The organism is Tenacibaculum sp. M1.3A (genome assembly GCF_057732375.1).
Map to the genome: position 1 here is coordinate 18,448 of NZ_JBYJEF010000006.1, position 21,501 is coordinate 39,948.

The 21,501-nt window shown below is 31.5% G+C and carries 25 protein-coding genes; 12 read left to right on the top strand and 13 right to left on the bottom strand.

All coding sequences use genetic code 11. From position 1 onward, the window contains the following. The first annotated feature begins 17 nt into the window (after nucleotides 1–17). Together AC28QF_RS10030 and serS are read left to right on the top strand one after the other, a co-directional pair. On the top strand, nucleotides 18–947 hold the full coding sequence (locus tag AC28QF_RS10030) for a bifunctional riboflavin kinase/FAD synthetase (protein ID WP_488201842.1): 930 nt from the start codon (nucleotides 18–20) through the stop codon (nucleotides 945–947). 62 nt (nucleotides 948–1,009) lie between these two features. After that, the gene (serS, locus tag AC28QF_RS10035) at nucleotides 1,010–2,284 is read left to right on the top strand and encodes a serine--tRNA ligase (RefSeq protein WP_488201841.1); all 1,275 of its coding nucleotides are present in this window, start codon (nucleotides 1,010–1,012) and stop codon (nucleotides 2,282–2,284) included. Between the two features lie 218 nt (nucleotides 2,285–2,502). Here serS and AC28QF_RS10040 read toward each other — a convergent pair whose 3' ends face one another. Then, complete coding sequence (locus AC28QF_RS10040) at nucleotides 2,503–2,646, bottom strand: hypothetical protein (RefSeq protein WP_488201840.1); 144 nt, start codon at nucleotides 2,644–2,646, stop codon at nucleotides 2,503–2,505. Between the two features lie 121 nt (nucleotides 2,647–2,767). Here AC28QF_RS10040 and AC28QF_RS10045 point away from each other — a divergent pair, with 121 nt between their 5' ends. The 4 genes from AC28QF_RS10045 to mgtE all read left to right on the top strand — a co-directional run bounded on the left by AC28QF_RS10045 (nucleotide 2,768) and on the right by mgtE (nucleotide 7,341). Further along, nucleotides 2,768–4,546: a tetratricopeptide repeat protein gene (locus AC28QF_RS10045; RefSeq protein WP_488201839.1), complete on the top strand. Its 1,779-nt coding sequence runs from the start codon at nucleotides 2,768–2,770 to the stop codon at nucleotides 4,544–4,546. 71 nt (nucleotides 4,547–4,617) lie between these two features. Continuing rightward, complete coding sequence (locus tag AC28QF_RS10050) at nucleotides 4,618–4,947, top strand: DUF4286 family protein (RefSeq protein ID WP_488201838.1); 330 nt, start codon at nucleotides 4,618–4,620, stop codon at nucleotides 4,945–4,947. A 162-nt stretch (nucleotides 4,948–5,109) separates the two neighbouring features. Continuing rightward, on the top strand, nucleotides 5,110–5,916 hold the full coding sequence (gene rsmA / locus AC28QF_RS10055; protein WP_488201837.1) for a 16S rRNA (adenine(1518)-N(6)/adenine(1519)-N(6))-dimethyltransferase RsmA: 807 nt from the start codon (nucleotides 5,110–5,112) through the stop codon (nucleotides 5,914–5,916). Between the two features lie 75 nt (nucleotides 5,917–5,991). After that, nucleotides 5,992–7,341: a magnesium transporter gene (mgtE, locus tag AC28QF_RS10060; protein WP_488201836.1), complete on the top strand. Its 1,350-nt coding sequence runs from the start codon at nucleotides 5,992–5,994 to the stop codon at nucleotides 7,339–7,341. Here mgtE and AC28QF_RS10065 read toward each other — a convergent pair. Together AC28QF_RS10065 and AC28QF_RS10070 are read right to left on the bottom strand one after the other, a co-directional pair. Further along, nucleotides 7,328–8,020, bottom strand: coding sequence for a LysE family translocator (locus AC28QF_RS10065; protein ID WP_488201835.1), 693 nt, complete (start codon nucleotides 8,018–8,020; stop codon nucleotides 7,328–7,330). The genes mgtE and AC28QF_RS10065 overlap by 14 nt on opposite strands. Nucleotides 8,021–8,045: 25 nt before the next feature. Beyond that, nucleotides 8,046–9,095, bottom strand: a complete 1,050-nt coding sequence (locus AC28QF_RS10070) for a 2Fe-2S iron-sulfur cluster-binding protein (RefSeq protein ID WP_488201834.1) — start codon at nucleotides 9,093–9,095, stop codon at nucleotides 8,046–8,048. 203 nt (nucleotides 9,096–9,298) lie between these two features. Between AC28QF_RS10070 and AC28QF_RS10075 the strand changes: the two genes are divergently transcribed. The 5 genes from AC28QF_RS10075 to AC28QF_RS10095 are packed head-to-tail and all read left to right on the top strand — an operon-like array spanning nucleotide 9,299 to nucleotide 12,315. Next, nucleotides 9,299–9,637, top strand: a complete 339-nt coding sequence (locus AC28QF_RS10075) for a PadR family transcriptional regulator (RefSeq protein ID WP_260585497.1) — start codon at nucleotides 9,299–9,301, stop codon at nucleotides 9,635–9,637. Nucleotide 9,638: 1 nt separating this feature from the next. Further along, nucleotides 9,639–10,298, top strand: a complete 660-nt coding sequence (locus AC28QF_RS10080; RefSeq protein ID WP_488201833.1) for a hypothetical protein — start codon at nucleotides 9,639–9,641, stop codon at nucleotides 10,296–10,298. 4 nt (nucleotides 10,299–10,302) lie between these two features. Then, entirely contained in the window at nucleotides 10,303–10,938 is a 636-nt protein-coding gene (locus AC28QF_RS10085; protein WP_488201832.1) for a hypothetical protein, read from the top strand. A 3-nt stretch (nucleotides 10,939–10,941) separates the two neighbouring features. Further along, on the top strand, nucleotides 10,942–11,619 hold the full coding sequence (locus AC28QF_RS10090) for a hypothetical protein (protein ID WP_488201831.1): 678 nt from the start codon (nucleotides 10,942–10,944) through the stop codon (nucleotides 11,617–11,619). A gap of 3 nt (nucleotides 11,620–11,622) precedes the next feature. After that, entirely contained in the window at nucleotides 11,623–12,315 is a 693-nt protein-coding gene (locus AC28QF_RS10095) for a hypothetical protein (RefSeq protein WP_488201830.1), read from the top strand. Nucleotides 12,316–12,439: 124 nt separating this feature from the next. Here the strand turns inward: AC28QF_RS10095 and rsmI are convergent, their stop codons facing one another. After that, a complete protein-coding gene (gene rsmI, locus AC28QF_RS10100) occupies nucleotides 12,440–13,111 on the bottom strand; it encodes a 16S rRNA (cytidine(1402)-2'-O)-methyltransferase (protein ID WP_488201829.1) in 672 nt (223 codons plus the stop codon). Between the two features lie 255 nt (nucleotides 13,112–13,366). On the opposite strand from rsmI, the gene dxs reads away from it, so the two are divergent. Beyond that, nucleotides 13,367–15,136 carry a 1-deoxy-D-xylulose-5-phosphate synthase gene (gene dxs / locus AC28QF_RS10105; protein WP_488201828.1) on the top strand — a complete coding sequence of 590 codons (1,770 nt, stop codon included), beginning with the start codon at nucleotides 13,367–13,369 and terminating at the stop codon, nucleotides 15,134–15,136. A gap of 184 nt (nucleotides 15,137–15,320) precedes the next feature. On the opposite strand, the gene atpG is transcribed toward dxs, so the two are convergent. The 9 genes from atpG to AC28QF_RS10150 all read right to left on the bottom strand — a co-directional run bounded on the left by atpG (nucleotide 15,321) and on the right by AC28QF_RS10150 (nucleotide 21,488). Beyond that, nucleotides 15,321–16,181, bottom strand: a complete 861-nt coding sequence (gene atpG / locus AC28QF_RS10110; protein WP_488201827.1) for an ATP synthase F1 subunit gamma — start codon at nucleotides 16,179–16,181, stop codon at nucleotides 15,321–15,323. 72 nt (nucleotides 16,182–16,253) lie between these two features. Next, complete coding sequence (gene atpA / locus AC28QF_RS10115) at nucleotides 16,254–17,834, bottom strand: F0F1 ATP synthase subunit alpha (RefSeq protein WP_483704204.1); 1,581 nt, start codon at nucleotides 17,832–17,834, stop codon at nucleotides 16,254–16,256. A gap of 19 nt (nucleotides 17,835–17,853) precedes the next feature. Next, nucleotides 17,854–18,411 carry an ATP synthase F1 subunit delta gene (atpH, locus tag AC28QF_RS10120; protein ID WP_488201826.1) on the bottom strand — a complete coding sequence of 186 codons (558 nt, stop codon included), beginning with the start codon at nucleotides 18,409–18,411 and terminating at the stop codon, nucleotides 17,854–17,856. Between the two features lie 7 nt (nucleotides 18,412–18,418). Then, on the bottom strand, nucleotides 18,419–18,916 hold the full coding sequence (locus AC28QF_RS10125; RefSeq protein WP_488201825.1) for a F0F1 ATP synthase subunit B: 498 nt from the start codon (nucleotides 18,914–18,916) through the stop codon (nucleotides 18,419–18,421). A gap of 91 nt (nucleotides 18,917–19,007) precedes the next feature. Beyond that, complete coding sequence (atpE, locus tag AC28QF_RS10130) at nucleotides 19,008–19,196, bottom strand: ATP synthase F0 subunit C (RefSeq protein WP_053973883.1); 189 nt, start codon at nucleotides 19,194–19,196, stop codon at nucleotides 19,008–19,010. 35 nt (nucleotides 19,197–19,231) lie between these two features. Continuing rightward, nucleotides 19,232–20,374, bottom strand: a complete 1,143-nt coding sequence (gene atpB, locus AC28QF_RS10135) for a F0F1 ATP synthase subunit A (RefSeq protein ID WP_488201824.1) — start codon at nucleotides 20,372–20,374, stop codon at nucleotides 19,232–19,234. 134 nt (nucleotides 20,375–20,508) lie between these two features. Then, nucleotides 20,509–20,889: a DUF6168 family protein gene (locus AC28QF_RS10140; RefSeq protein ID WP_488201823.1), complete on the bottom strand. Its 381-nt coding sequence runs from the start codon at nucleotides 20,887–20,889 to the stop codon at nucleotides 20,509–20,511. After that, nucleotides 20,882–21,112, bottom strand: a complete 231-nt coding sequence (locus tag AC28QF_RS10145) for an AtpZ/AtpI family protein (RefSeq protein ID WP_488201822.1) — start codon at nucleotides 21,110–21,112, stop codon at nucleotides 20,882–20,884. Before AC28QF_RS10145 ends, AC28QF_RS10140 begins: the two co-directional genes overlap by 8 nt. After that, nucleotides 21,081–21,488, bottom strand: coding sequence for a bactofilin family protein (locus tag AC28QF_RS10150; RefSeq protein ID WP_488201821.1), 408 nt, complete (start codon nucleotides 21,486–21,488; stop codon nucleotides 21,081–21,083). Before AC28QF_RS10150 ends, AC28QF_RS10145 begins: the two co-directional genes overlap by 32 nt. Nucleotides 21,489–21,501: the final 13 nt, after the last annotated feature.

Genomic DNA, 21,501 nt, shown 5'->3' on the forward strand with positions numbered 1-21,501 from the left:
ATAAACATGTACTTAACTTGGAAATAATACATTCTATTTTTGATTTCACTACTACTCAAAAAACAATAGTAACCATTGGTACTTTTGATGGCGTTCATATTGGGCATCAAAAAATTATTAAGGAATTAATTGACGAGGCTAAATCAACCAATAAAAAATCAGTTTTATTAACTTTTTTTCCGCATCCGCGGATGGTCTTACAAAAAGATGTGTCTATAAAATTAATTAATACAATTGATGAACGTGCTGCGCATCTTGACCAGTTAGGATTAGATTACTTAATAATTCATCCTTTTAGTAGAGAATTTTCGAGACTTACCGCGTTAGATTTTGTTCGTGATGTTTTAATAAATCAATTAAATACTTCTAAACTAATTATTGGCTACGATCATCATTTTGGCAAAAACAGAGAAGGTAATATAGAGCAATTAACAGAATATTCTCATTTATATGATTTCACGGTACAAGAAATCCCTGCACAAGACATCGACGAAGTTTCAGTAAGTTCAACCAAAATTAGAAAAGCACTTACGAACGGGCATTTAAAAACTGCCAACAATTATTTAGGATATAACTTCTCGCTAACAGGAAAAGTAGTTAACGGAAAAAAATTAGGCGGCACAATAGGTTTTCCTACCGCTAATATTGATATTTCTGAAGATTATAAACTGATACCCAAAACAGGTGTTTATATTGTAAAATCTGTTATTAAAAATATAACTGTTTTCGGAATGATGAACATCGGTAACCGACCTACCGTTAATGGAGATCACCAAACAATTGAAGTACATTTTTTCGATTTTAATGCCGATGTATATAATGAAAATCTTACTGTAGACTTGCTTTACTTTTTAAGGGATGAACAAAAATTCGATTCAGTAAACGATTTAGTTATCCAACTAAAAAAAGACAAAAAAACCTCACTAACCTACCTTAAAAACAATTAGTCGTTAGCATTGCCAGAGTCTACCGCTTCTTATATCTTTGCGGTTCTTAAAAATTTAAAAAGATGTTACAGGTTCAGTTTATTAGAGAAAACAAACAAGCTGTTTTAGACGGATTAGCAAAACGTAATTTTGCCAATGCCGAAGCAATTATTAATGAAGTATTAACTTCTGATGAAACTCGTAGAGAAACTCAGGCTTCTTTAGATAATATATTGGCTGAATCTAACAAAATATCCAAAGAGATTGGTGGTCTTTTTAAATCTGGTGAAGTTCAGAAAGCAAACTTGTTAAAAGAAAAAACTGGTCAGTTAAAAGAACAGTCTAAGCAATTAACGGAAACGTTAAATACTGCTGCAGATACATTACAAGAATTATTATATACAATTCCGAATATTCCTCACGCTTCTGTAAAAGCAGGAAAAAGTGAAGAGGATAATGAGAAAATATTTAGTGAAGGAATTATTCCTGAATTAGGCGAAAATGCATTACCTCACTGGGAATTAGCTAAGAAATATGACATTATCGATTTTGAACTAGGAACCAAAATTACTGGTGCTGGTTTTCCTGTTTATAAAGGTAAGGGAGCACGTTTACAACGTGCGTTAATCAATTATTTTTTAGATAAAAATACAGCTGCAGGTTATAAAGAAGTACAAGTTCCGCATTTGGTAAATGAAGCTTCAGGAATTGCAACGGGGCAGTTACCAGATAAAGAAGGACAAATGTATCATTCGACAGTGGATGATTTATATTTAATTCCTACCGGTGAAGTACCAATTACTAACATTCATAGAAATGATTTGGTTAAAGAAGCTGATTTACCAATTAAATATACCGGTTATACTCCTTGTTTTCGTCGTGAAGCGGGTAGTTATGGAGCGCATGTTCGTGGTTTAAATCGTTTACATCAATTTGATAAAGTAGAAATTGTACGTATAGAGCATCCTGATAATTCGTACCACGCTTTAAGCGGAATGGTAGAACATATTAAAGATATTTTACGTGATTTAAAATTACCATACCGTATTTTACGTTTGTGTGGTGGCGATACTGGTTTTACATCTGCTTTAACTTTCGATTTCGAATTATATTCAACAGCGCAAGAGCGTTGGTTAGAAATTAGTTCGGCTTCAAATTTTGAAACATACCAAGCAAATCGTTTAAAATTGCGCTTTAAGAACAAAAATGGTAAAAGTCAGTTCGTTCATACATTAAACGGAAGTTCTTTAGCGTTACCTAGAGTTTTAGCGGGAATTTTAGAAAACTATCAAACTGCAGACGGAATTAAAATACCTGATGTACTAGTACCTTATTGTGGTTTTGATATGATTGATTAAATAAAATCGTTTCGTATAAAAATAAAAAATGCCAAGCTTCAATCAAGAAACTTGGCATTTTTAGTAATCCACCCTTCAAAATGAATTAATTTTATATATTTAGTTGGCAATCATAAATTGAATTCGTCAACCTGAACTTGTTTCAGGTTCACATAATTAAGCTATTAATTTTTGCCTTAGATGAGATTCTGAAATAAATTCAGAATGACATTATATCTTTAGTTGGCAATCACAGCTACCATTAATCTTTTGTATTTATTCATTTCTAATAATGCTTCAAAATACTTTGTTATTTGTCCTTTGTTCATAAACTCGTTTGCATTATTCTTTGCTATCTGATATTGTGTGTTAAAGTTTTTCATAGTATAAATTGTTTGGTGTTATTATTAGTAAGACAAAGTTCGTGCCAAAATGTTACAAGACTTTCAAAAAAAGGAGTGGTTTTAATACAAATTTAACAATATTGTTCTGTATTTTTGATTGATGAGAAAAGCTGTTATTCTATTTAATTTACTGATTTTTAGTTTGTTTTGTTACGCACAACAAAATGAATATATTGTTGCTGAAAATTATTTTAGAAATAATGAATATGAAAAAGCAATTCAGCTTTACAAGAAACTACACGATAAAAGTCCGTATAACACTACTTACCTAAGAAGACTCGTAACCTGTTACCAAGAAACAGATCAGTTTATGAACGCTGAAGTTTTATTATCAAAAGAACTAACCGAAAGACCAAGTTTAAGCTACCTAAATGTTATTAGAGGTTATAATTTCGAACGACAACAAAACGATATCGAAGCTGATAAACAATATAAAACGGCTCTTAAATCTTTAGATAACAGAGGTACTTATGGTAATATAATTGCAAGCCTTTTTAAAAATTATAACAAGTTAGATTATGCTATTGAAGCCTACACAAAAGTGATGGCAAATAATCCTGATGCGAATTACGGATTTCAATTAGCACAAATTTATGGTGAAAAAGGAAACTTCTCTAAAATGTTTGAATCGTATGTTGATTTGGTTGATAAAAACGAAAGCTACCTTAACAACGTAAAGCGTTTTACAAGTAAATATATTAATGAAGATTCCGAAAATGAAAACAACATTTTATTTAAAAAAGCATTGCTGCGAAAATCAATCAGCAATCCAAAAAATATTTGGAACGATTTATTATCCTGGCTATTTGTTAAGCAAAAACAATACAATAAAGCACTTATTCAGCACAAAGCATTACTAGCCAGAGATGCTGATAATTTAGGTAAAATTGCTGAATTAGGTAAAATAGCGCTAGACAATGAAGATTACCAAACAGCAAAAGAATGTTTCGATTTAATGATTGAAAAAACCAATTACCCGAGTGATAAGTTTAATGCCATTAATAATAATTTAAAAATAGCTATTGAAACAAAACAAACGGATGTTGATAGTCGTTTTAAAGGAGTATTTGATGAATACGGAATTAACAAACTCACCTTTCGCACACAAATAGCCTATGCTAATTACGTAACATTTACCAAAAACAACCCTGAGGAAGCTGTTAAAATTTTAGAAAAAGCAATGACTTTTGCAAGTTCTAGGTATACAAAAGCAATGGTAAAACTTAAACTAGGCGAAGTTTTAGTGTTTACAAATAAATTTAACAAAGCATTAATTTATTTTTCTCAGGTTCAAACAAAATTTAAAAATCATTTTTTAGGGCAAGAAGCACGCTTTAAAGTTGCACAAACTTCTTATTTTAAAAATGATTTTAAATGGGCAAAAGCGCAACTAAAAGTTTTAAAAGGATCTGCAACGCAATTAATTGCCAACGATGCAGCAAATTTGTTTTTAACAATTTCTGATAACGAACCAAAAGACAGTATTCCCTCTGGCTTAAAAGAATATGCTAAAGCCGATTTATTTGCCTTTCAAAATAAAGATAACGAAGCTATTACTATTTTAAAAGAGATTATTATAAAATACAAAGGGCAACCTATTGAAGATGAAGCGTTGTTTAAACAAGCTAAACTTTTTGTAAAACAGCAAAAATACGATGAAGCCATTTTAAGCTTTAATAAAATAATCACTTTAGATAAAAAAGGAATTTATATTGATGACGTGTGTTACCAATTAGCAGAATTGTATAATATAAAATTAAATAACCCCGAAAAGGCTAAAGAATACTATCAAAAGATTATTTTTGACCACGCTTCTAGCATCTATTTAGTTGATGCTCGTAAAAAGTTTAGAAAACTAAGAGGCGACCTAATTAATTAATCAGTTTATCAATGAGTTAATGTAACAATGCTACATTAACTCATTGATACATCTTTACATTAAAGAACAAAATGTATATATACAACGTAACTATAAGTATTGACGAGAGCGTGCATGATCAATGGATTGTTTGGATAAAAAATCATATTCCTAAAGTATTAGCTACTGGTCGTTTTTTAAGCGCAAAATTAACACAGGTTTTAGTTGAAGAAGAAATGGGCGGAGTAACATATTCTGTTCAGTATACTGCAAAAACACGTGAAGATTTAGACAACTATTACAAACACGATGCTAATGAGCTACGTTCTGATAGTATTAAAATGTTTGCTGATAAAATGCTAGCTTTTCGTACTGAGTTACGAGTAATAAATGAATTTTTTCCTGCTGAAGCAAGTAACTAAAAAAATAGCTGTTTTAATCATAATATCAGCACGTCATTCTGAATTTATTTCAGAATCACATTTTTATAATAAACAGTATGTTGTGATAAGCACCTGAAATAACTTCAGGTTCACGTAAATATTAGTTATTATCGACAATCAAAATCTTTTATCATAAAAACTATGACAGTAAGAGCAAAAAAACATTTAGGACAGCATTTTTTAACAGATGAAGATATCGCTAAAAAAATAGCGGATGCATTAACCGAAAACGGATATGATGATGTATTAGAAATTGGTCCTGGAATGGGTGTTTTAACAAAATACTTGTTAACCAAAAAACCAAAAATTACGGTAATGGAACTTGATTATGATTCGGTTGCTTATTTAAAAGATACTTTTCCGTTAGAACATATTAAATTAGATACCACTGCTAAAAAATTCGAAATTCTTGAAGGTGACTTTCTAAAAAAGAATATTGTAGATATTTTTAAAGAAAAGCAAGTAGCTATTATTGGTAACTTTCCTTATAATATTTCTACTCAAATTGTGTTTAAAGCTATCGAAAACAGAGAATTTGTTCCTGAATTTGCAGGAATGTTTCAGAAAGAAGTAGCCAAAAGAATTGCAGAAAAAGAAGGAAGTAAAGTGTACGGAATCATGTCTGTCTTAACACAAGCTTTTTATGATGTAGAGTATTTATTTACGGTTCCGCCAACAGTTTTTAATCCGCCACCAAAGGTAGATTCTGGCGTTATAAGACTTATCAGAAAAGAAAATTATACGTTACCTGTTGATGAAAAATTATTTTTTAGAGTTGTAAAAACATCCTTTAATCAACGAAGAAAAATGTTGCGCTCTAGCTTAAAATCTTTCAATATTTCTGACTCTTTAAAAGAAGATCCTATCTTTACAATGCGTCCTGAACAATTATCCGTAGATCGCTTTATAGAATTGACGCAAAAGATAGCTGACGACAGTAATAACTAAAGAGTATTTAAAACAAAACTTACTATTCAGAGTAAACATTCCGAATATTTAAATTATCGACTAAAATTGCAAAATATGGCATTTGAAATCACCCAAGAACTTCTAGAAAACGTAACACAATACATCGAAGCTAAAAAAGATACAGCTCTTAAAGAACTCTTCAAGGAAATTCACCATGCCGATATTGCTGAGATATTAGATGAATTACCCTTTGAAGAATCTGTTTATATTATTCGTTTATTAAAAAGTGAAACAACATCTGAAGTATTAATGGATGTTGATGATGATGTTCGTGAAAAAATACTAGAGCAATTAACTGCAAAAGAAATTGCAGAAGAAATAGATGAGCTAGATACCGATGATGCTGCCGATGTAATTTCTGAACTTCCTGATGACAGAAAAAAAGCAGTAATGCTTGAAATTGATGATAAGGAACATGCCAAAGAAATCGTAGAATTATTACGTTACGACGAAAATTCTGCAGGTGGATTAATGGCAAAAGAATTAGTGAAAGTTAACGAAAACTGGACGATTCCGCGTTGCGTAAAAGAAATGCGTCTTCAAGCAGAAGAAGTTACACGAGTGCACTCTATATATGTAATTGACGATAACAATAAGCTTAAGGGACGTTTATCTTTAAAAGATTTATTAATAGCATCTACAAAGGCTACAATTGCTGAAGTATATATACCAAAAGTAGATTTTGTAAATGTAACTGACGCCGCCGAAGATGTTGCGAATATTATGCGTAAGTATGATTTAGAAGCAATACCCGTAGTAGATGAATTGGGTAATTTAGTTGGTAGAATTACTATTGATGATATTGTAGACGTAATTAAAGATGAAGCTGATAAAGATTACCAATTAGCAGCTGGTATTACGCAAGGTGTAGAGGCTGATGATACTATTTGGCAATTAACACGAGCGCGGTTACCTTGGTTATTTTTAGGTTTATTAGGTGGTGTTGGTGCAGCAAGTATTATGGGCATTTTTGAAGGTGCTATGGCAGATAATGCCATACTATTTATGTTTACCCCTTTAATTGCAGCAATGGCTGGGAATGTTGGTGTACAATCATCAGCTATTATTGTACAAGGTATTGCTAATGATGACATAAGAGGTAGTATTACCAGTAGATTATTAAAAGAAGTTTCTTTAGCGATGGTAAACGGACTAGCGTTAGCTGTTTTATTGTTCTTCTTTATTTTTATAACTGAACAAGACATAAAAGTAGCAGCTGCTATTTCTACATCGCTTTTTGTGGTGATAATTGTAGCAGGTTTAATAGGAACTTTTATTCCGTTATTTTTAGATAAACGAGGTATAGATCCTGCAATTGCAACAGGACCATTTATTACAACAAGTAATGATATTTTCGGAATTCTTATTTACTTCGGAATTGCAAAACTGATTATTGGTTTTTAGTCTTGTGTTCCATCTTTACGTTCTCGAATAAAGTATCAATTTTATCTTTAGGTATAAAACCTTTTAGCATTAATGCAGCTCCGAATACGATTAATAAAACACCCATTCCTCGTTTTATTCTGTATATAACTAAAGGTGTTAATTTGTTTTTTAGTTGTTTTGCAAGTAGTATTTTACCTAAATCGGTAACTGCATATCCTAAAATTACGGTACCAAAATACCAAAACAAATACTTAGGATTCATATCGTAAGTAGGACCAACGACTACAATTAAACCTAACCAAAAAGCAAGTACCCCAATATTTATAAAGTTTAAAAAGAACCCTTTTAATAATAATTTTATATAATTATTACTGGCAGGTAAAACTACATCTGGCGCTTCCGATTCTTTTTTGTTGTTTTTATCTAAATACGTTATCAATCCGTAAATAATAAGCACAAGACCGCCTACAAGAAATAGCCTTGGGTCGTCTTTAATTTTCTCTAATAAATTTCTACTGCCAAAATAGGCAATTAACATAAAAGAGATATCACCTAAAATTACACCAATATCAAAAGCAATAGCAGCCCTTGCTCCTTTTAAAACACTTGTTTTTAAAAGCATAAAAAATACTGGCCCAATCATAAAAGCCATGAAAATACCTACTAAAAAGGCGTTTTTAAAATCGTAAAAATCCATTTTTTAAAGATATAATTTTTAACAGCTAAACATCATCAAAATCAATTACTACTTTTGGTGTAGTTGGATGCGCCATACAGGTTAAAATAAAACCCTCTACTAATTCATCATCTGTTAAAATAGAATTTTTAGACATTACTGCTCTTCCTTCTGTAACTTTAGCAATACAACTGCTACAAACTCCACCTTGACAAGAATACGGAGCATCTAACTTATTACGCAAAGAAGCTGATAAAATAGTATCTGTTTTTTCCATCGAAAAAGTAGTTTCTTCATCATCTAACAAAACTGTAATTTCAGATTTCCCGTCAGGATAGGTAATAGGAATTTCGTCTTCTGTTGTACTTGCTGTAAATAATTCGAAATGAATATTCTCTTTCTTAAAATCATTTTCTTGTAATGTTTCAGAAACTAAATCAATCATAACTTCTGGCCCACATAAATACGCAGCATCAAAAGACATATCTTTATGAATATTCTTCATAAAATAATTTACATGGTTGGTATCTATTCTTCCGAATTTACTGTTGTTACGAACCTCTTGACTAAAGATATAATGCAAATTAAATTGTGTAGGATATTGTGTTGCCAACGCATTTAACTCATCAAAAAAGATAGTTGTTTCTGCTTTTTTATTACCAAAAACTAATGTAAATGTTGCTGTCGGTTCGTTTTCTAACACTGCTTTTATCATCGATAAAACTGGCGTTATTCCACTACCCGCTGCAAAAGCGATGTAATTTTTATCCGCCGCAGGCTCTAATATAAACTTACCTTCTGGTTCAGAAATTTCTAATGAAGTGTTTTCTTTCAGCTTTGTAGTTGCATAGGTAGAAAATGTTCCTTTCTCTACCGCTTTAACCGCTACTTTAACCTGATTGCTATTTGGTGAAACACAGATAGAATACGCTCTTCGTATTTCTTTATCGTTTATTTTAGTTTTTACAGTAATATATTGACCTGCAACAAAAGAATATGCTTCTTTTAGTTCGGCAGGAATTGTAAATAAGATAGAAACAGCATCGGCAGTTTCTTTAATTATTTTTTCTATTGTTAGTTTATGAAATGTAGACATGTATTGTATTTAGAAACACAAAAATAAGCAATACTAAACGAACCTTTTGTTAGGAATAACATAAAAAACAATACCTAAGACTATTATACATAAGAAAATTATGTATATTGGTTGCGGCTAATTTAGAATGTCATTGCGAATAAAATGAAGCAATCTTATCATTTAGTAAAGATTACTTACTCGTAATAACTAAAACAATAAAAATGGGAAATCAGAAATTATATAAAGGTTCGTTACAAACCATCATTTTAAAGCTATTAGCACAAAATGATAAAATGTACGGATATGAAATTACACAAAAGGTAAAAGAGCTAACCAAAGGGGAATTAAAGATTACCGAAGGTGCTTTATACCCGGCCTTACATAAATTAGAAGCCGAAGGTTTGTTAGATGTAGAAGTTGCCAAAGTAGGGAATCGTTTACGTAAATATTATAAACTTACCGAAAGCGGCACCAAAGAAACTGCCAATAAATTAGAGGAAATGCAAGAGTTTTTAAAAACAATGCAGCAATTGGTGAATCCTAAATTTAGTTTGGAGTAAGATGGAAAACAAATACGAAATCACCGAAAAGCAATTCACTTTTTTGGAAGGTTACATCAAAAGAAAAAAGAAATTCACTGAACCTGAAGATGTTTATGAATTGATGGATCATTTAATTAATGATTTTGAAGCAACCTCTGAAGATGGAAATTTATCGCAGTATTTGTCAACCAAAACTCATTTTATTTTCAAATATACTGGTAGCCTAAAAAATAAAGAAGAAGCAATTCATTGGGAGTACCAAAGAGATTTATACAAACAGGTTTTTAGTTTTTTTTATCGCTTAAAGGACCTACCTTTTACAGCCTTATTATTTGCGCTTTTATATTTACTTTTTATTCAGTTTAATTTTTCTAATAAAGTTTTAGCCGGAGTTTTTATAAGCTTTATCGCTTTACCTATGATAACAGGTTTTATAATTACCTATCACAGAAACAAAAAAATTAAAAAATTAGTTTCTTTTAAATACTTAGCAAATATTATGCTATTGCCTATGCTGTTTTTACAGTGCTTTAACTTTATTTCTGATTATTTAAAAGAGAACCGATTCTTGTTTTTAACATACACTTTTATAGGTGTTATCTTATATTTTTCTGCAATTATAGTTGTGTTAGAAAAAAGAAAAAAAATCCTTAAAAAATATAAACACTTGTTAAACTAATGCTATGGAATTAACTAACGAACAAATACAGAGAGTACATAAATATTTAGATGTAAAAGGTGTAAAATTCATTGATTTTAGAATTGAAATTTTAGATCATATTATTTCTCAAATAGAACAAAAGTTAGCTATTGAAAATACTGATTTTGAAACAGTATTTTATCAAGTAACCGACGATTGGAATAAACAACTTAATAACACAACTAGTTGGCTTTTCGGATTTGCATATCCTGCACCAAAAATTGTTATTAAGAAAGCTAAGAAAGTTTTTACAACTTATTTTCTACTTTCTTTTTTACCAATACTAGTCGCCTTTTTAATTGTTTTAAAAAGTAAAATGATGCTAAATGAAGTATTGGGCTACCTCACTGTTGCAGTAACAATAATGTTATTAATAGTTTCATCTTTCTACACCTTTAAAATATGGAAATCAAAAGAGAAAACAGTTTATAATTTTATTATAAAAACACAACTTTTAAATTTCATTGTAATGCCTTTAATTATAATCGGCAACTCTATTATTCATTTTATAAACGTTGGTATTTTAGGCTATATGATTGTTACTACTTATGCTGTTCGGTTATTTTATATAAAACATCAGCAAGAAAAAGAGAAGTATAAATCATTCATAACTGTATAAGCGATGGAATTAACCAACCTACAAATACAAGAAATTGATAACTACATTACTGTTTGTGGTATAAAGTATTACGATGTAAAAACAGAAATCGTAGATCACTTTGCATCTATTTTAGAGCTTAGGTTAGCCAATGAACCCAACCTAAATTTTAAGGAAGCAATTATTGAAGAGCATAAAAAATTTAGCGATTGCGGATTTAAAAGATTATTAGAAACAAAGACAAAAACAACGCACAATCGTTTTATAAAACAAACTTATGTAAATTTTAAGTCGTTTTTTAAACTTCCAAAAATCATTATTACAATCTGTTGTTACTTATTATTATATAAAATGATGCCTTATTTTAATGATGTAAAAACTTTTTTTATGATTTTAACAGTTTTTGGTTTTATACTAATTCTTCAATTAGGTATTCGAATATTTATCAACTACAAAAAGAAAGAAGAGAAGTTTTTAGCTTTAAACAGAATGACTTTATTTTATCAAATAGCGAGTAACATGTTTATTTTATTTAACTGTATTCTTTCTTTTAGGACTGATAAAAGCTTTTTAAATAATGGCTATAACAATATTCATTTGGGTGTTTTTGTACTAATACTATTACTGTATTGGAGCATGGAATATGTATACCAACAAAACAGAAAACAGATTAAAAAACAATACCCAAACGTATTTATTTAAACTATGAAACTCACCAAACAAAATATAGATAACCTATACAAATTCACGCGACAACATTATGTGGAACATTACGATGTGCAAACCGAATTGGTAGATCATTTAGCTAATGATATTGAACAAATCTGGGATGAAAAGCCAACCTTATCTTTTGAGCAAGCACGCGATGTTTCCTTTAAAAAATTCGGAGTATTTGGTTTTATGAATGTACTTGAAGAAAAGCAGAAACAACTAAGTAAGAAATATTTTAAAATCATTTTAGGTTTTGTAAAAGAATGGTTTAGCCTACCTAAAGTTATTTTAACAATAACTCTCGGGCTTCTATTTTATACACTACAAAAACTACCAAACACTTACTACATATTTGTTGCTATATATAGTTTAATCGTGATTTCAGAAATTATTATGATGTTTCGTAGAAAACGAATATTAAAAAAGAAATTTAATCTATCTGGTAAAAAATGGATGTTTGAGGATATTATTGAAACTCAAGGCTATGGTAATATTGCATTTATAACATATTATTGTTTTCAATTTTTTACTCCCGATAATTTTGAAAACCTAAGCCTAATTACAAGTATTTTCGTGTCTTCAGTTCTCACTTTAGCCATAATTGTTGGGCAAATAACCTTAGTTGTTATTCCAAAAAAAGCTGAGAAATTACTTGAAGATCATTATCCCGAATATAAACTGACTTAATAAGTTCTCGATACAATTTTTCGTACCTCAAAATTACTCGAATTCACATTTTTATTCATTCTTGTCAATTCGAGTGAATTTTAGGATTGAAATGAATAAAATTTGTATCGAGAATGAAGACTATTTACTTTTTACCATCAACAACAATAACAATCTCGCCTTTTGCAGGCTTCGCTGTATAATATGATAACACTTCTGCTACTGTTCCTCGTTTGGTTTCTTCAAACATTTTTGTCAATTCTCTAGAAACCGATATCTGTCTGTCTTCTCCAAAGTATTCCGAAAAATGAGCTAAGGTTTTTAATAATTTATGCGGACTCTCATAAAAAATCATCGTACGTGTTTCTTCTGCTAAAAAAATAAAACGTGTTTGTCTTCCTTTTTTAACAGGCAAAAATCCTTCAAAAACAAATTTATCATTCGGCAAACCCGAGTTTACCAATGCAGGTACAAAAGCTGTAGCACCTGGCAAACATTCCACTTCAATATTTTGTTGTACACAAGCTCTGGTTAATAAAAAACCAGGATCTGAAATTGCAGGCGTTCCGGCATCTGAAATTAAAGCACAAGTTTCACCATTTTTCAACCGATTTAAAACACCATCAACCGATTTATGTTCGTTATGCATATGGTGACTGTACATTTGCGTAGCAATCTCAAAATGCTTTAATAACTTACCACTTGTACGCGTATCTTCCGCCAAAATAAAATCAACTTCTTTTAAGATTCTAAGCGCTCTTAAGGTAATATCTTCTAAATTTCCAATAGGTGTTGGTACCAAATACAATTTGCTCATACGGCAAATCTACAACAAAGTTTTAGTATCTTTTTAAATTTTACAGCTGTCATGTAAAAAACTAGTGCTTTGTTAGTTCGAGTAATTTTGAGGCACGAAAAATTGTATCAAAAACCAGTTAAAATTCTCCATAATTTACTTCTCGATACAAATTTTATTCATTTCAATCATAAAATTTACTCGAAGTGATAAAATTGACTCTTTTAACAATGTATTAGTTCTGTTTTGAATTTAAAAAGGTATTACATTTGTGTTATGCCAAAAAAGCTGTTAAAAAACATTAATTTTCCTTCGGATGTAAGGCAACTATCCTCGAATGAATTGCCGTTATTGGCAAAAGAATTGCGTGAATTTATTATTGATGTAATTGCCACTAAAGAAGGTCATTTAGGCGCAAGTTTAGGCGTAATAGAACTTACTATTGCCTTGCATTATTTGTTTGATACTCCAAACGATCAATTAGTTTGGGATGTTGGGCATCAGGCATACGGACATAAAATTTTAACAGGTAGAAAAGACGTTTTTCATACCAATCGTCAACTAGGCGGAATTTCAGGATTCCCAAAACGAAGCGAAAGCGAATACGACACTTTTGGTGTTGGGCATTCGTCTACATCAATTTCTGCAGCTTTAGGTATGGCAATTGCTTCTAAATTACAAGGAAGCAACAAACATCATATTGCTATTATTGGCGATGCTTCTATTGCTAGCGGAATGGCTTTTGAAGCCTTAAACCATGCTGGCGATACGAATGCCAATTTACTTGTCATTTTAAATGACAATGCTATTGGTATAGATCCTTCGGTAGGCGCTTTAAAAGATTATTTAACTAGAATTAAAGCAACAAGATCAGATATTGAGCAACACAATATTTTTGAAGCTTTAAATTTCGATTATTCTGGCCCTATTGATGGTCATAATTTCGAAGAATTAATAGTAGAGTTAGAACGTTTAAAACAAGTTAAGGGTCCTAAGTTTTTACACGTAATTACCACCAAAGGAAAAGGATTACGACAAGCAGAACTAGATCAAGTAAAATACCATGCACCAGGTAAGTTCGATAAAATATCAGGTGATCTTTTACCTAAAGAAGCAAGTAAGTTTACTAAATTTCAGGATGTTTTCGGAAAAACAATTGTTGAATTAGCGCATCAAAATAAAAAAATAGTAGGTATTACACCTGCCATGTTAAGCGGAAGTTCTTTAAAACGAATGTTAGATGAATTTCCCGACCGCACTTTTGATGTTGGTATTGCCGAACAACATGCCGTTACTTTGGCGGCTGGTATGGCAACGCAAGGTATTATTCCGTTTTGTAATATTTATTCTACTTTTTTACAGCGCGCTTACGATCAAATAATTCACGATGTTGCCTTACAAAACTTACCGGTAATCTTTTGTTTAGATAGAGCTGGTTTGGTTGGTGAAGACGGTGCAACACATCACGGAGTATTCGATTTGGCTTATTTACGTTGTATCCCGAGTTTAATCATATTTGCGCCTCGCAACGAGATAGAACTACGTAATATCTTATTTACAGCACAATTGGGTTTAGAAAATCCGATTGCAATTCGATATCCGAGAGGCTATGGAAAACTAGAAAATTGGCAACTTCCTTTTGAAAAAATTCAAATAGGAAAAAGCACCTGTTTAAAGCAAGGAAATAAAATAGCTATACTTTCTGTCGGAACCATAGCTAACAACGTTTCTGACGCTATACATCAACTAGAAAACAGCAAAGAAGTGGCGCATTACGATATACGATTTGTAAAACCTTTAGATAAAAAGCTTTTAAATAGTATTTTTAATCAATTTGATAAAATAATTACTGTAGAAGACGGAGCTATAACTGGCGGATTTGGTACTGCTATTTTAGAATATGCTTCAGAAAAAAATTACAAAGGCTTTATAAAACTTTTAGGTATTCCTGATAAATTTATAGATCATGGAACTATTGATGAGTTGCAAAAACATATTAGTATTGATAGCTTATCTATCAAAAAAGAAATAGAAAAACACTTGTAATCGTTTTACCATTCCTGACAAGATAAGAGTCAAAACTTATCTAATTCTAAAGAAGTATGACGAAGTAATCTCTGACTTTATTATGAGTTTGCAACAGTTTATGAAAAGTAAACTTAGTAATGACAAATGCGCATAAAAAAAGGCGAACCAAAATTGGTTCGCCTTTTTATATATAAAATATTTCTTAATTATTTAAAGCTTCTGCTCCACCAACAATCTCAAGGATTTCGTTAGTAATAGCTGCCTGACGCGCTTTGTTATATGTTAACAATAACTCATCACGTAATTCAGTTGCATTATCAGTTGCTTTATGCATTGCGGTCATACGAGCACCGTGCTCTGAAGCGAATGAATCACGAATTGCTTTATACAATTGTGTTTTTAATGATTTAGGAATCAACTCTAAAACAATTTCTTCTTTAGTAGGTTCAAAAACATAATCTAAACTAACGTTTTCATCACTTTCTACTGGTTCAATTGGTAAGAATTGTTCAACCTGTGCTATTTGTGTTGCTGCGTTTTTAAATTGATTGTAAACAAGCTCTATTTTATCATAAGAACCAGTTACATATAAATTCATTAATTTTTCAGCAATTTCAGCAACGTTATCAAAAGTTAAATCATCAAAAATATCGCTTCTATTTTCAATAACATTGTGTTCTTTCGATAAAATATCGTTCCCTTTTTTACCAATCGCTAATAAATCAACAGTAACACCATTGTATTTATTATTGATAGTTTTAATTGTTTCTTTAACAATAGAAGAATTAAAACCACCACACAAACCTCTGTTTGATGTAATTGCAACTAATAATACATTCTTTACTTCTCTTTGTGTTGAATATTCTCCACTAGCATCACTATCTAAAGTAGCGCTTAAGCTTTGTAATAATTCAGTAAGCTTAGATGAATACGGGCGCATTGCTGTAATTGCATCTTGAGCTTTCTTTAACTTTGCAGCCGATACCATTTTCATGGCAGAGGTAATCTGCATTGTTGATTTAATAGAAGTAATTCTGTTACGTATTTCTTTTAAATTCGCCATACGAATAGTGTTGAGTATTAAATTTTAAGTATTGAGAAGTAACTTCTCAATACTTAAAATTAAAGTCTTTTATTAAGCTGAAAATTTTGCTGAAACTTCTTTTGCAGCTGCTGTTAAAGTATCAATTACTTCATCAGTTAATTTACCTGCTTTTAAAGTATCTAAAGTATCTCTATGCTTTGCATTTAAATACTCGATATAATCTCTTTCAAATTCTTTTACTTTGTTAACCGGTACATCTCTTAACAAGTTCTTTGAACCTGCATAAATGATTGAAATTTGGTCTTCAACAGTATAAGGATCGTTTTGTGCTTGCTTTAAGATTTCAACATTACGTTGCCCTTTAGAAATCACATTCATTGTAGCTGCATCTAAATCTGAACCAAACTTAGCGAATGCTTCTAATTCACGATATTGAGCTTGATCTAATTTTAACGTACCAGATACCTTTTTCATTGCTTTAATCTGAGCGTTACCACCAACACGAGATACTGAAATACCTACGTTAATTGCTGGACGAACACCAGAGTTAAATAAATCTCCATCTAAGAAAATTTGTCCATCAGTAATCGAAATTACGTTTGTTGGAATATAAGCTGAAACGTCTCCTGCTTGTGTTTCAATAATTGGTAATGCAGTTAAAGAACCTCCACCTTTTACAATTCCCTTTAAAGAATCTGGTAAATCGTTCATTTCACTAGCAATCTTATCATCATTGATTAATTTTGCAGCACGCTCTAATAATCTTGAGTGTAAGTAAAATACATCTCCAGGATATGCCTCACGTCCCGGTGGTCTTCTTAATAATAAAGAAATCTCACGGTACGCTACTGCTTGCTTTGATAAATCATCAAAAACAATTAAAGCTGGTCTACCTGTATCTCTAAAAAACTCTCCAATTGCAGCTCCGGCAAATGGTGCATATACTTGCATTGCTGCAGGATCTGATGCATTTGCGGCTACGATTGTAGTATAAGCCATTGCGCCTTTATCTTCTAACATGTTAGCAATTGCTGCTACTGTTGAAGCTTTCTGACCGATAGCTACGTATATACAATATACTGGTTGCCCAGCATCGTAAAATTCTTTTTGATTTAAAATGGTATCAATTGCAACTGTTGATTTACCAGTTTGACGGTCACCAATAATCAACTCACGTTGACCACGACCTACAGGAATCATTGCATCAATAGATTTAATACCAGTTTGCATTGGTTCTGTTACTGGCTCACGATAAATAACACCAGGAGCTCTACGCTCTAAAGGCATTTCGTAAGTAGTACCTTCAATTGGTCCTTTACCATCAATAGGCTGACCTAATGTGTTAACAACACGACCAACAATACCTTCACCTGCTCTTAAAGAAGCAATACGTTCTGTACGCTTTACTGTAGAACCTTCTCTTACTGTTGTAGAAGCTCCTAATAATACAACACCTGCATTATCATCTTCTAAGTTTAATACGATACCTTCTAATCCGCCATCGAATTCTACTAATTCACCGTATTCTACATTAGACAAGCCGTAAACACGAGCAATACCATCACCTACTTGTAATACTGTACCTACTTCGTTTAACGTTGCTTTCGCTTCGAAATTTGTTAATTGTTCCTTTAAAATTGCTGAAACTTCAGCTGGTTTAATTGCCGCCATCTTTTATAATTTGATGTAATTAAATTTGTGGAATATAATGACTATTGTCAAATTCTCTTCTTAACTCACTGAATTGATTAGAAATACTTGCATCATACTGCACATCTCCAACACGTAAAATAAATCCTCCTATAATATTCGGATTTACTATATTTTCTATACCTGCGCTATTTCCTGTAATTTCTACAATCTTCGCCTGTATTTTAGCTTCTAATTCTTTTGTTAAAACTACTGCTGTAGTAACTTTAGCAACCTGTATTCTTTTATCGTAATCGTAAATAAGAGCATATTGCTTTGCAATAGCCTCTAACATCTCCATACGTTTATTTTCTTCTAATAAGTTAAATAAACCTTTAACGATAGTATTTACATTATCTCCAAAAAGCGCTAGTAAAACTTTATGTTTTTCTGTAGCTTTAACTACAGGACTTTTAAGCATTCTTTTTAAATCACTACTATCTGCAATAGTTTCTGCGATAAACTTCATGTTATCGTTTACTAAAGAATCATTGTTAGTTTCTTTAGCTAGATTCAATATTGCTTTTGCGTAACGTAATGCTGGTCTTGCTCCTTTCATCGATTGCTTAGTTTAAAGTAACCTCTTTTAACATTCCTTCAACAAGCTTTAACTGCTCTTCTGGTGATGCTAATTCTTTTCTTACTAATTCTTGAGCGATATCGATAGATAAGTTTGCTACATTTTTCTTTAACTCTGCTATTGCAGCTTGTTGCTCTTGCTTAATTGTTGCCTTCGCATTTTCTATCATAATAGAAGTTTGCTCTTGAGCTTCACCTTTTGCTTCAGCGATAATGCTTTCTTTTATCTCACGAGCATCTTTCATCATTGCATCTCTCTCTGCACGCGCTTCTTTTAATAAACGTTCGTTATCAGCTTGTAAGTTCTGAATGTCTTTACGAGCACTCTCTGCCTGATCTAATGCACTTTGAATACCTTCTTCTCTTTCATCTAAAGAGCTTAAGATTGGTTTCCAAGCAAATTTTGCTAATAAAACTAATAAAACAAGTAAGATTACTGCTTGCATAGCAAATAACCCAATTGGAAAATCATTAAAAATATCCATAATACTTAAATTGTCTTTTGTTGTTTAATTATAAAAACACTTCTGCAACCAATCGTTACAGAAAGTGTTTTTGCTTCTTTTTGAGCCGGAATTATTTCCCTAAAAGTAAAGCACCAAATGCTAATCCTTCTAATAATGCTCCGATAATGATCATCGCTGTTTGAATTTTACCAGCAGCCTCAGGTTGACGAGCAATTCCTTCCATTGCTTTTCCACCAATTTGACCTAATCCGATTCCTCCACCGATTACGATTAATCCTGCTCCAATTAAATTGTACATACTATTTATATTAAATTAAACAAAAATTCAAATTCTTAATGACTCGCATCTGCGTGGTCATGTTCTTCTACTGCCATACCAATAAATAAAGCAGAAAGCATTGTAAAAATAAATGCTTGTAAAAAAGCTACTAATAACTCAATAACAGTTAAGAATAATGTTAACAAGAATGAAATTCCCGTTGCTCCTACTGTTCCGAATTCTGCTTTCAACAACAACATAAGTGCTGCAATACCCATTACTACCGAGTGACCTGCTGTAATGTTAGCAAACAAACGAACTAATAACGAGAATGGTTTAATTAACAAGAAACCTGCTAATTCTAAAACCGCTAATACTGGTCTTAATAATTTTGGTACACCTGGCATCCATAATGTATGTGCCCAAAAATCTTTTGTTGCACTAGATATGTAAACAACCAAAGTAAATAACGCTAAACATACTGTTACTGCTATTTGCCCTGTTATGTTAAAACCTAATGGCGTTAAACCTAATAAATTTGATATCCAAATAAAGAAGAATACCGTTAATAAATAAGGCATGAATCTCTTGTATTTCTTTTCACCAATATTTGGCCTAGCAATCTCGTCTCTTACGTAAATAACTAAAGGCTCTAAAAAACGACCAACTCCTGTAGGAATTGCACCTTTCTTGTACCCTTTCGCTAAAGAACGAAAACCAAGAACCATTAATAAACCTGCTAATAGGATTCCGAAGATACTTTTAGTAATCGAAAAATCTAAAACAGTGTGCGCATTTGTTGCGTGGTGAGCTTCATCAAAAGCAACCTCAGTAGCTCCTTGATTTAACTCGTATATTTTACTATGAATTTTCACTAACTGAACTCCTCCCGCATCAACAACTAATTTACCGTCGTCGTTGTGGTGGAATTTAGAAGACATAAACGTTTTTAAACCTTTGCTAGTCCAAACGATTACTGGCAACGGAAAACCTACATGACCTCTTTCTCCTGCGTCGTTTGTATACGAAAACAAAGAGAAATCGTGAGAATCTGCTAAGTGATGTTTAATGTAGTCTTTAATTTCTTCTTTGGTGTCTACTTTTCCACCATCGCTATCTGAAGTTTGCTTATCGTCACCACTAGCAAACACTCCAAAAGAAGTAAATACTAATGCTAAAACTGTAAAAAATTTGATAGAATTTTTGGCTATCATCATACCTTTATAAATATGGGTTATGGTCTCTAAATTTCCGTGCAAAGGTACACATTTAATTAAAACTACAAACCGTTTTTTTATTTAGTTTTTCTATTGTGTTTTCGTCTTATTGTTTTCATAAAAAAACGATGAAACTATTTACTATTCAGCAGTTTCGAAACTGCAATAGCTTCTGAAATTAAAAATATAAACAATGGAATTACCAATGAAAACCTCTCTGGCTTTGTAAGTTCTTCATTTGCAAAAACCGAAACCTTAAAAATCAACACAAAAAATCCGATTTTTAAAAATACTGAAGCCAAATATGCATATCCTGCTTGATTTATTAGTTTACAGGCTACTAGCTCTACAATTGCATACACAATTACCGCTGCTATAACATGAAATAGATAAATTGAAAATAATGAATAAGAAAGGTATATTTCTTTAGACTGTAAAATATAATCGTGTGGAAAATAACTTACTACAAATACTATAAAAATAGCAGCAAGGAAAAACAAAATTCTTTTAATCATTTTCTTTTGAAATTTTTGTAACTTGAAGTATCACTGAGAACATTGCCAAAAAGACTGCCGCAAGTGTACATATTTTAGAATACACTTCTCCGTCGTTAGGGAATTGCAAGTCTAACCACTTACCTAGTAAATTACCTAAGTAAATCGTTAAACCCATTTGAAGAGCAATAGTGGTAAACCTAATGTATTTATTAAGCGGTTTTGCCTTGGGTTTTTTGCTCATCTTTTTTTAATTCTTTTACAGCTCCTTTCATAGCACAAGTTGCATTAAATGACGCGCCTGGCTCTACTGAAAGTTTGCCAATAACAACATCTCCATTAATATTTGCTGATGTTTTTACTGTTAACGTATTCGAAACAATTAATTCACCAGAAAATTTACCTTCTACATCAGCATTTGCGCATTCAATCTTTCCTTTTACAAAACCAGATTCACCAATAATAACTCTTCCATTGGTTTTAATAGTTCCGTCTAAAGTTCCATCAATTCTAAAGTCTCCTTCAGAAATAATATCTCCTGTTATTTGTGTGTTTTTACCAACAATATTTCTTTCTGAAACTTTATTGTCACTTGTTTTTTTACTTTCTTTACTAAACATATTTAGGGGAGTT

Coding starts and splice junctions, on each gene's coding strand:
- serS (WP_488201841.1), top strand. CDS start 1,010: ATGTTACAGGTTCAGTTTATTAGAGAAAACAAACAAGCTGTTTTAGAC.
- AC28QF_RS10040 (WP_488201840.1), bottom strand. CDS start 2,646: ATGAAAAACTTTAACACACAATATCAGATAGCAAAGAATAATGCAAAC.
- AC28QF_RS10045 (WP_488201839.1), top strand. CDS start 2,768: ATGAGAAAAGCTGTTATTCTATTTAATTTACTGATTTTTAGTTTGTTT.
- AC28QF_RS10050 (WP_488201838.1), top strand. CDS start 4,618: ATGTATATATACAACGTAACTATAAGTATTGACGAGAGCGTGCATGAT.
- rsmA (WP_488201837.1), top strand. CDS start 5,110: ATGACAGTAAGAGCAAAAAAACATTTAGGACAGCATTTTTTAACAGAT.
- mgtE (WP_488201836.1), top strand. CDS start 5,992: ATGGCATTTGAAATCACCCAAGAACTTCTAGAAAACGTAACACAATAC.
- AC28QF_RS10065 (WP_488201835.1), bottom strand. CDS start 8,020: ATGGATTTTTACGATTTTAAAAACGCCTTTTTAGTAGGTATTTTCATG.
- AC28QF_RS10070 (WP_488201834.1), bottom strand. CDS start 9,095: ATGTCTACATTTCATAAACTAACAATAGAAAAAATAATTAAAGAAACT.
- AC28QF_RS10075 (WP_260585497.1), top strand. CDS start 9,299: ATGGGAAATCAGAAATTATATAAAGGTTCGTTACAAACCATCATTTTA.
- AC28QF_RS10080 (WP_488201833.1), top strand. CDS start 9,639: ATGGAAAACAAATACGAAATCACCGAAAAGCAATTCACTTTTTTGGAA.
- AC28QF_RS10085 (WP_488201832.1), top strand. CDS start 10,303: ATGGAATTAACTAACGAACAAATACAGAGAGTACATAAATATTTAGAT.
- AC28QF_RS10090 (WP_488201831.1), top strand. CDS start 10,942: ATGGAATTAACCAACCTACAAATACAAGAAATTGATAACTACATTACT.
- AC28QF_RS10095 (WP_488201830.1), top strand. CDS start 11,623: ATGAAACTCACCAAACAAAATATAGATAACCTATACAAATTCACGCGA.
- rsmI (WP_488201829.1), bottom strand. CDS start 13,111: ATGAGCAAATTGTATTTGGTACCAACACCTATTGGAAATTTAGAAGAT.
- dxs (WP_488201828.1), top strand. CDS start 13,367: ATGCCAAAAAAGCTGTTAAAAAACATTAATTTTCCTTCGGATGTAAGG.
- atpG (WP_488201827.1), bottom strand. CDS start 16,181: ATGGCGAATTTAAAAGAAATACGTAACAGAATTACTTCTATTAAATCA.
- atpA (WP_483704204.1), bottom strand. CDS start 17,834: ATGGCGGCAATTAAACCAGCTGAAGTTTCAGCAATTTTAAAGGAACAA.
- atpH (WP_488201826.1), bottom strand. CDS start 18,411: ATGAAAGGAGCAAGACCAGCATTACGTTACGCAAAAGCAATATTGAAT.
- AC28QF_RS10125 (WP_488201825.1), bottom strand. CDS start 18,916: ATGGATATTTTTAATGATTTTCCAATTGGGTTATTTGCTATGCAAGCA.
- atpE (WP_053973883.1), bottom strand. CDS start 19,196: ATGTACAATTTAATTGGAGCAGGATTAATCGTAATCGGTGGAGGAATC.
- atpB (WP_488201824.1), bottom strand. CDS start 20,374: ATGATGATAGCCAAAAATTCTATCAAATTTTTTACAGTTTTAGCATTA.
- AC28QF_RS10140 (WP_488201823.1), bottom strand. CDS start 20,889: ATGATTAAAAGAATTTTGTTTTTCCTTGCTGCTATTTTTATAGTATTT.
- AC28QF_RS10145 (WP_488201822.1), bottom strand. CDS start 21,112: ATGAGCAAAAAACCCAAGGCAAAACCGCTTAATAAATACATTAGGTTT.
- AC28QF_RS10150 (WP_488201821.1), bottom strand. CDS start 21,488: ATGTTTAGTAAAGAAAGTAAAAAAACAAGTGACAATAAAGTTTCAGAA.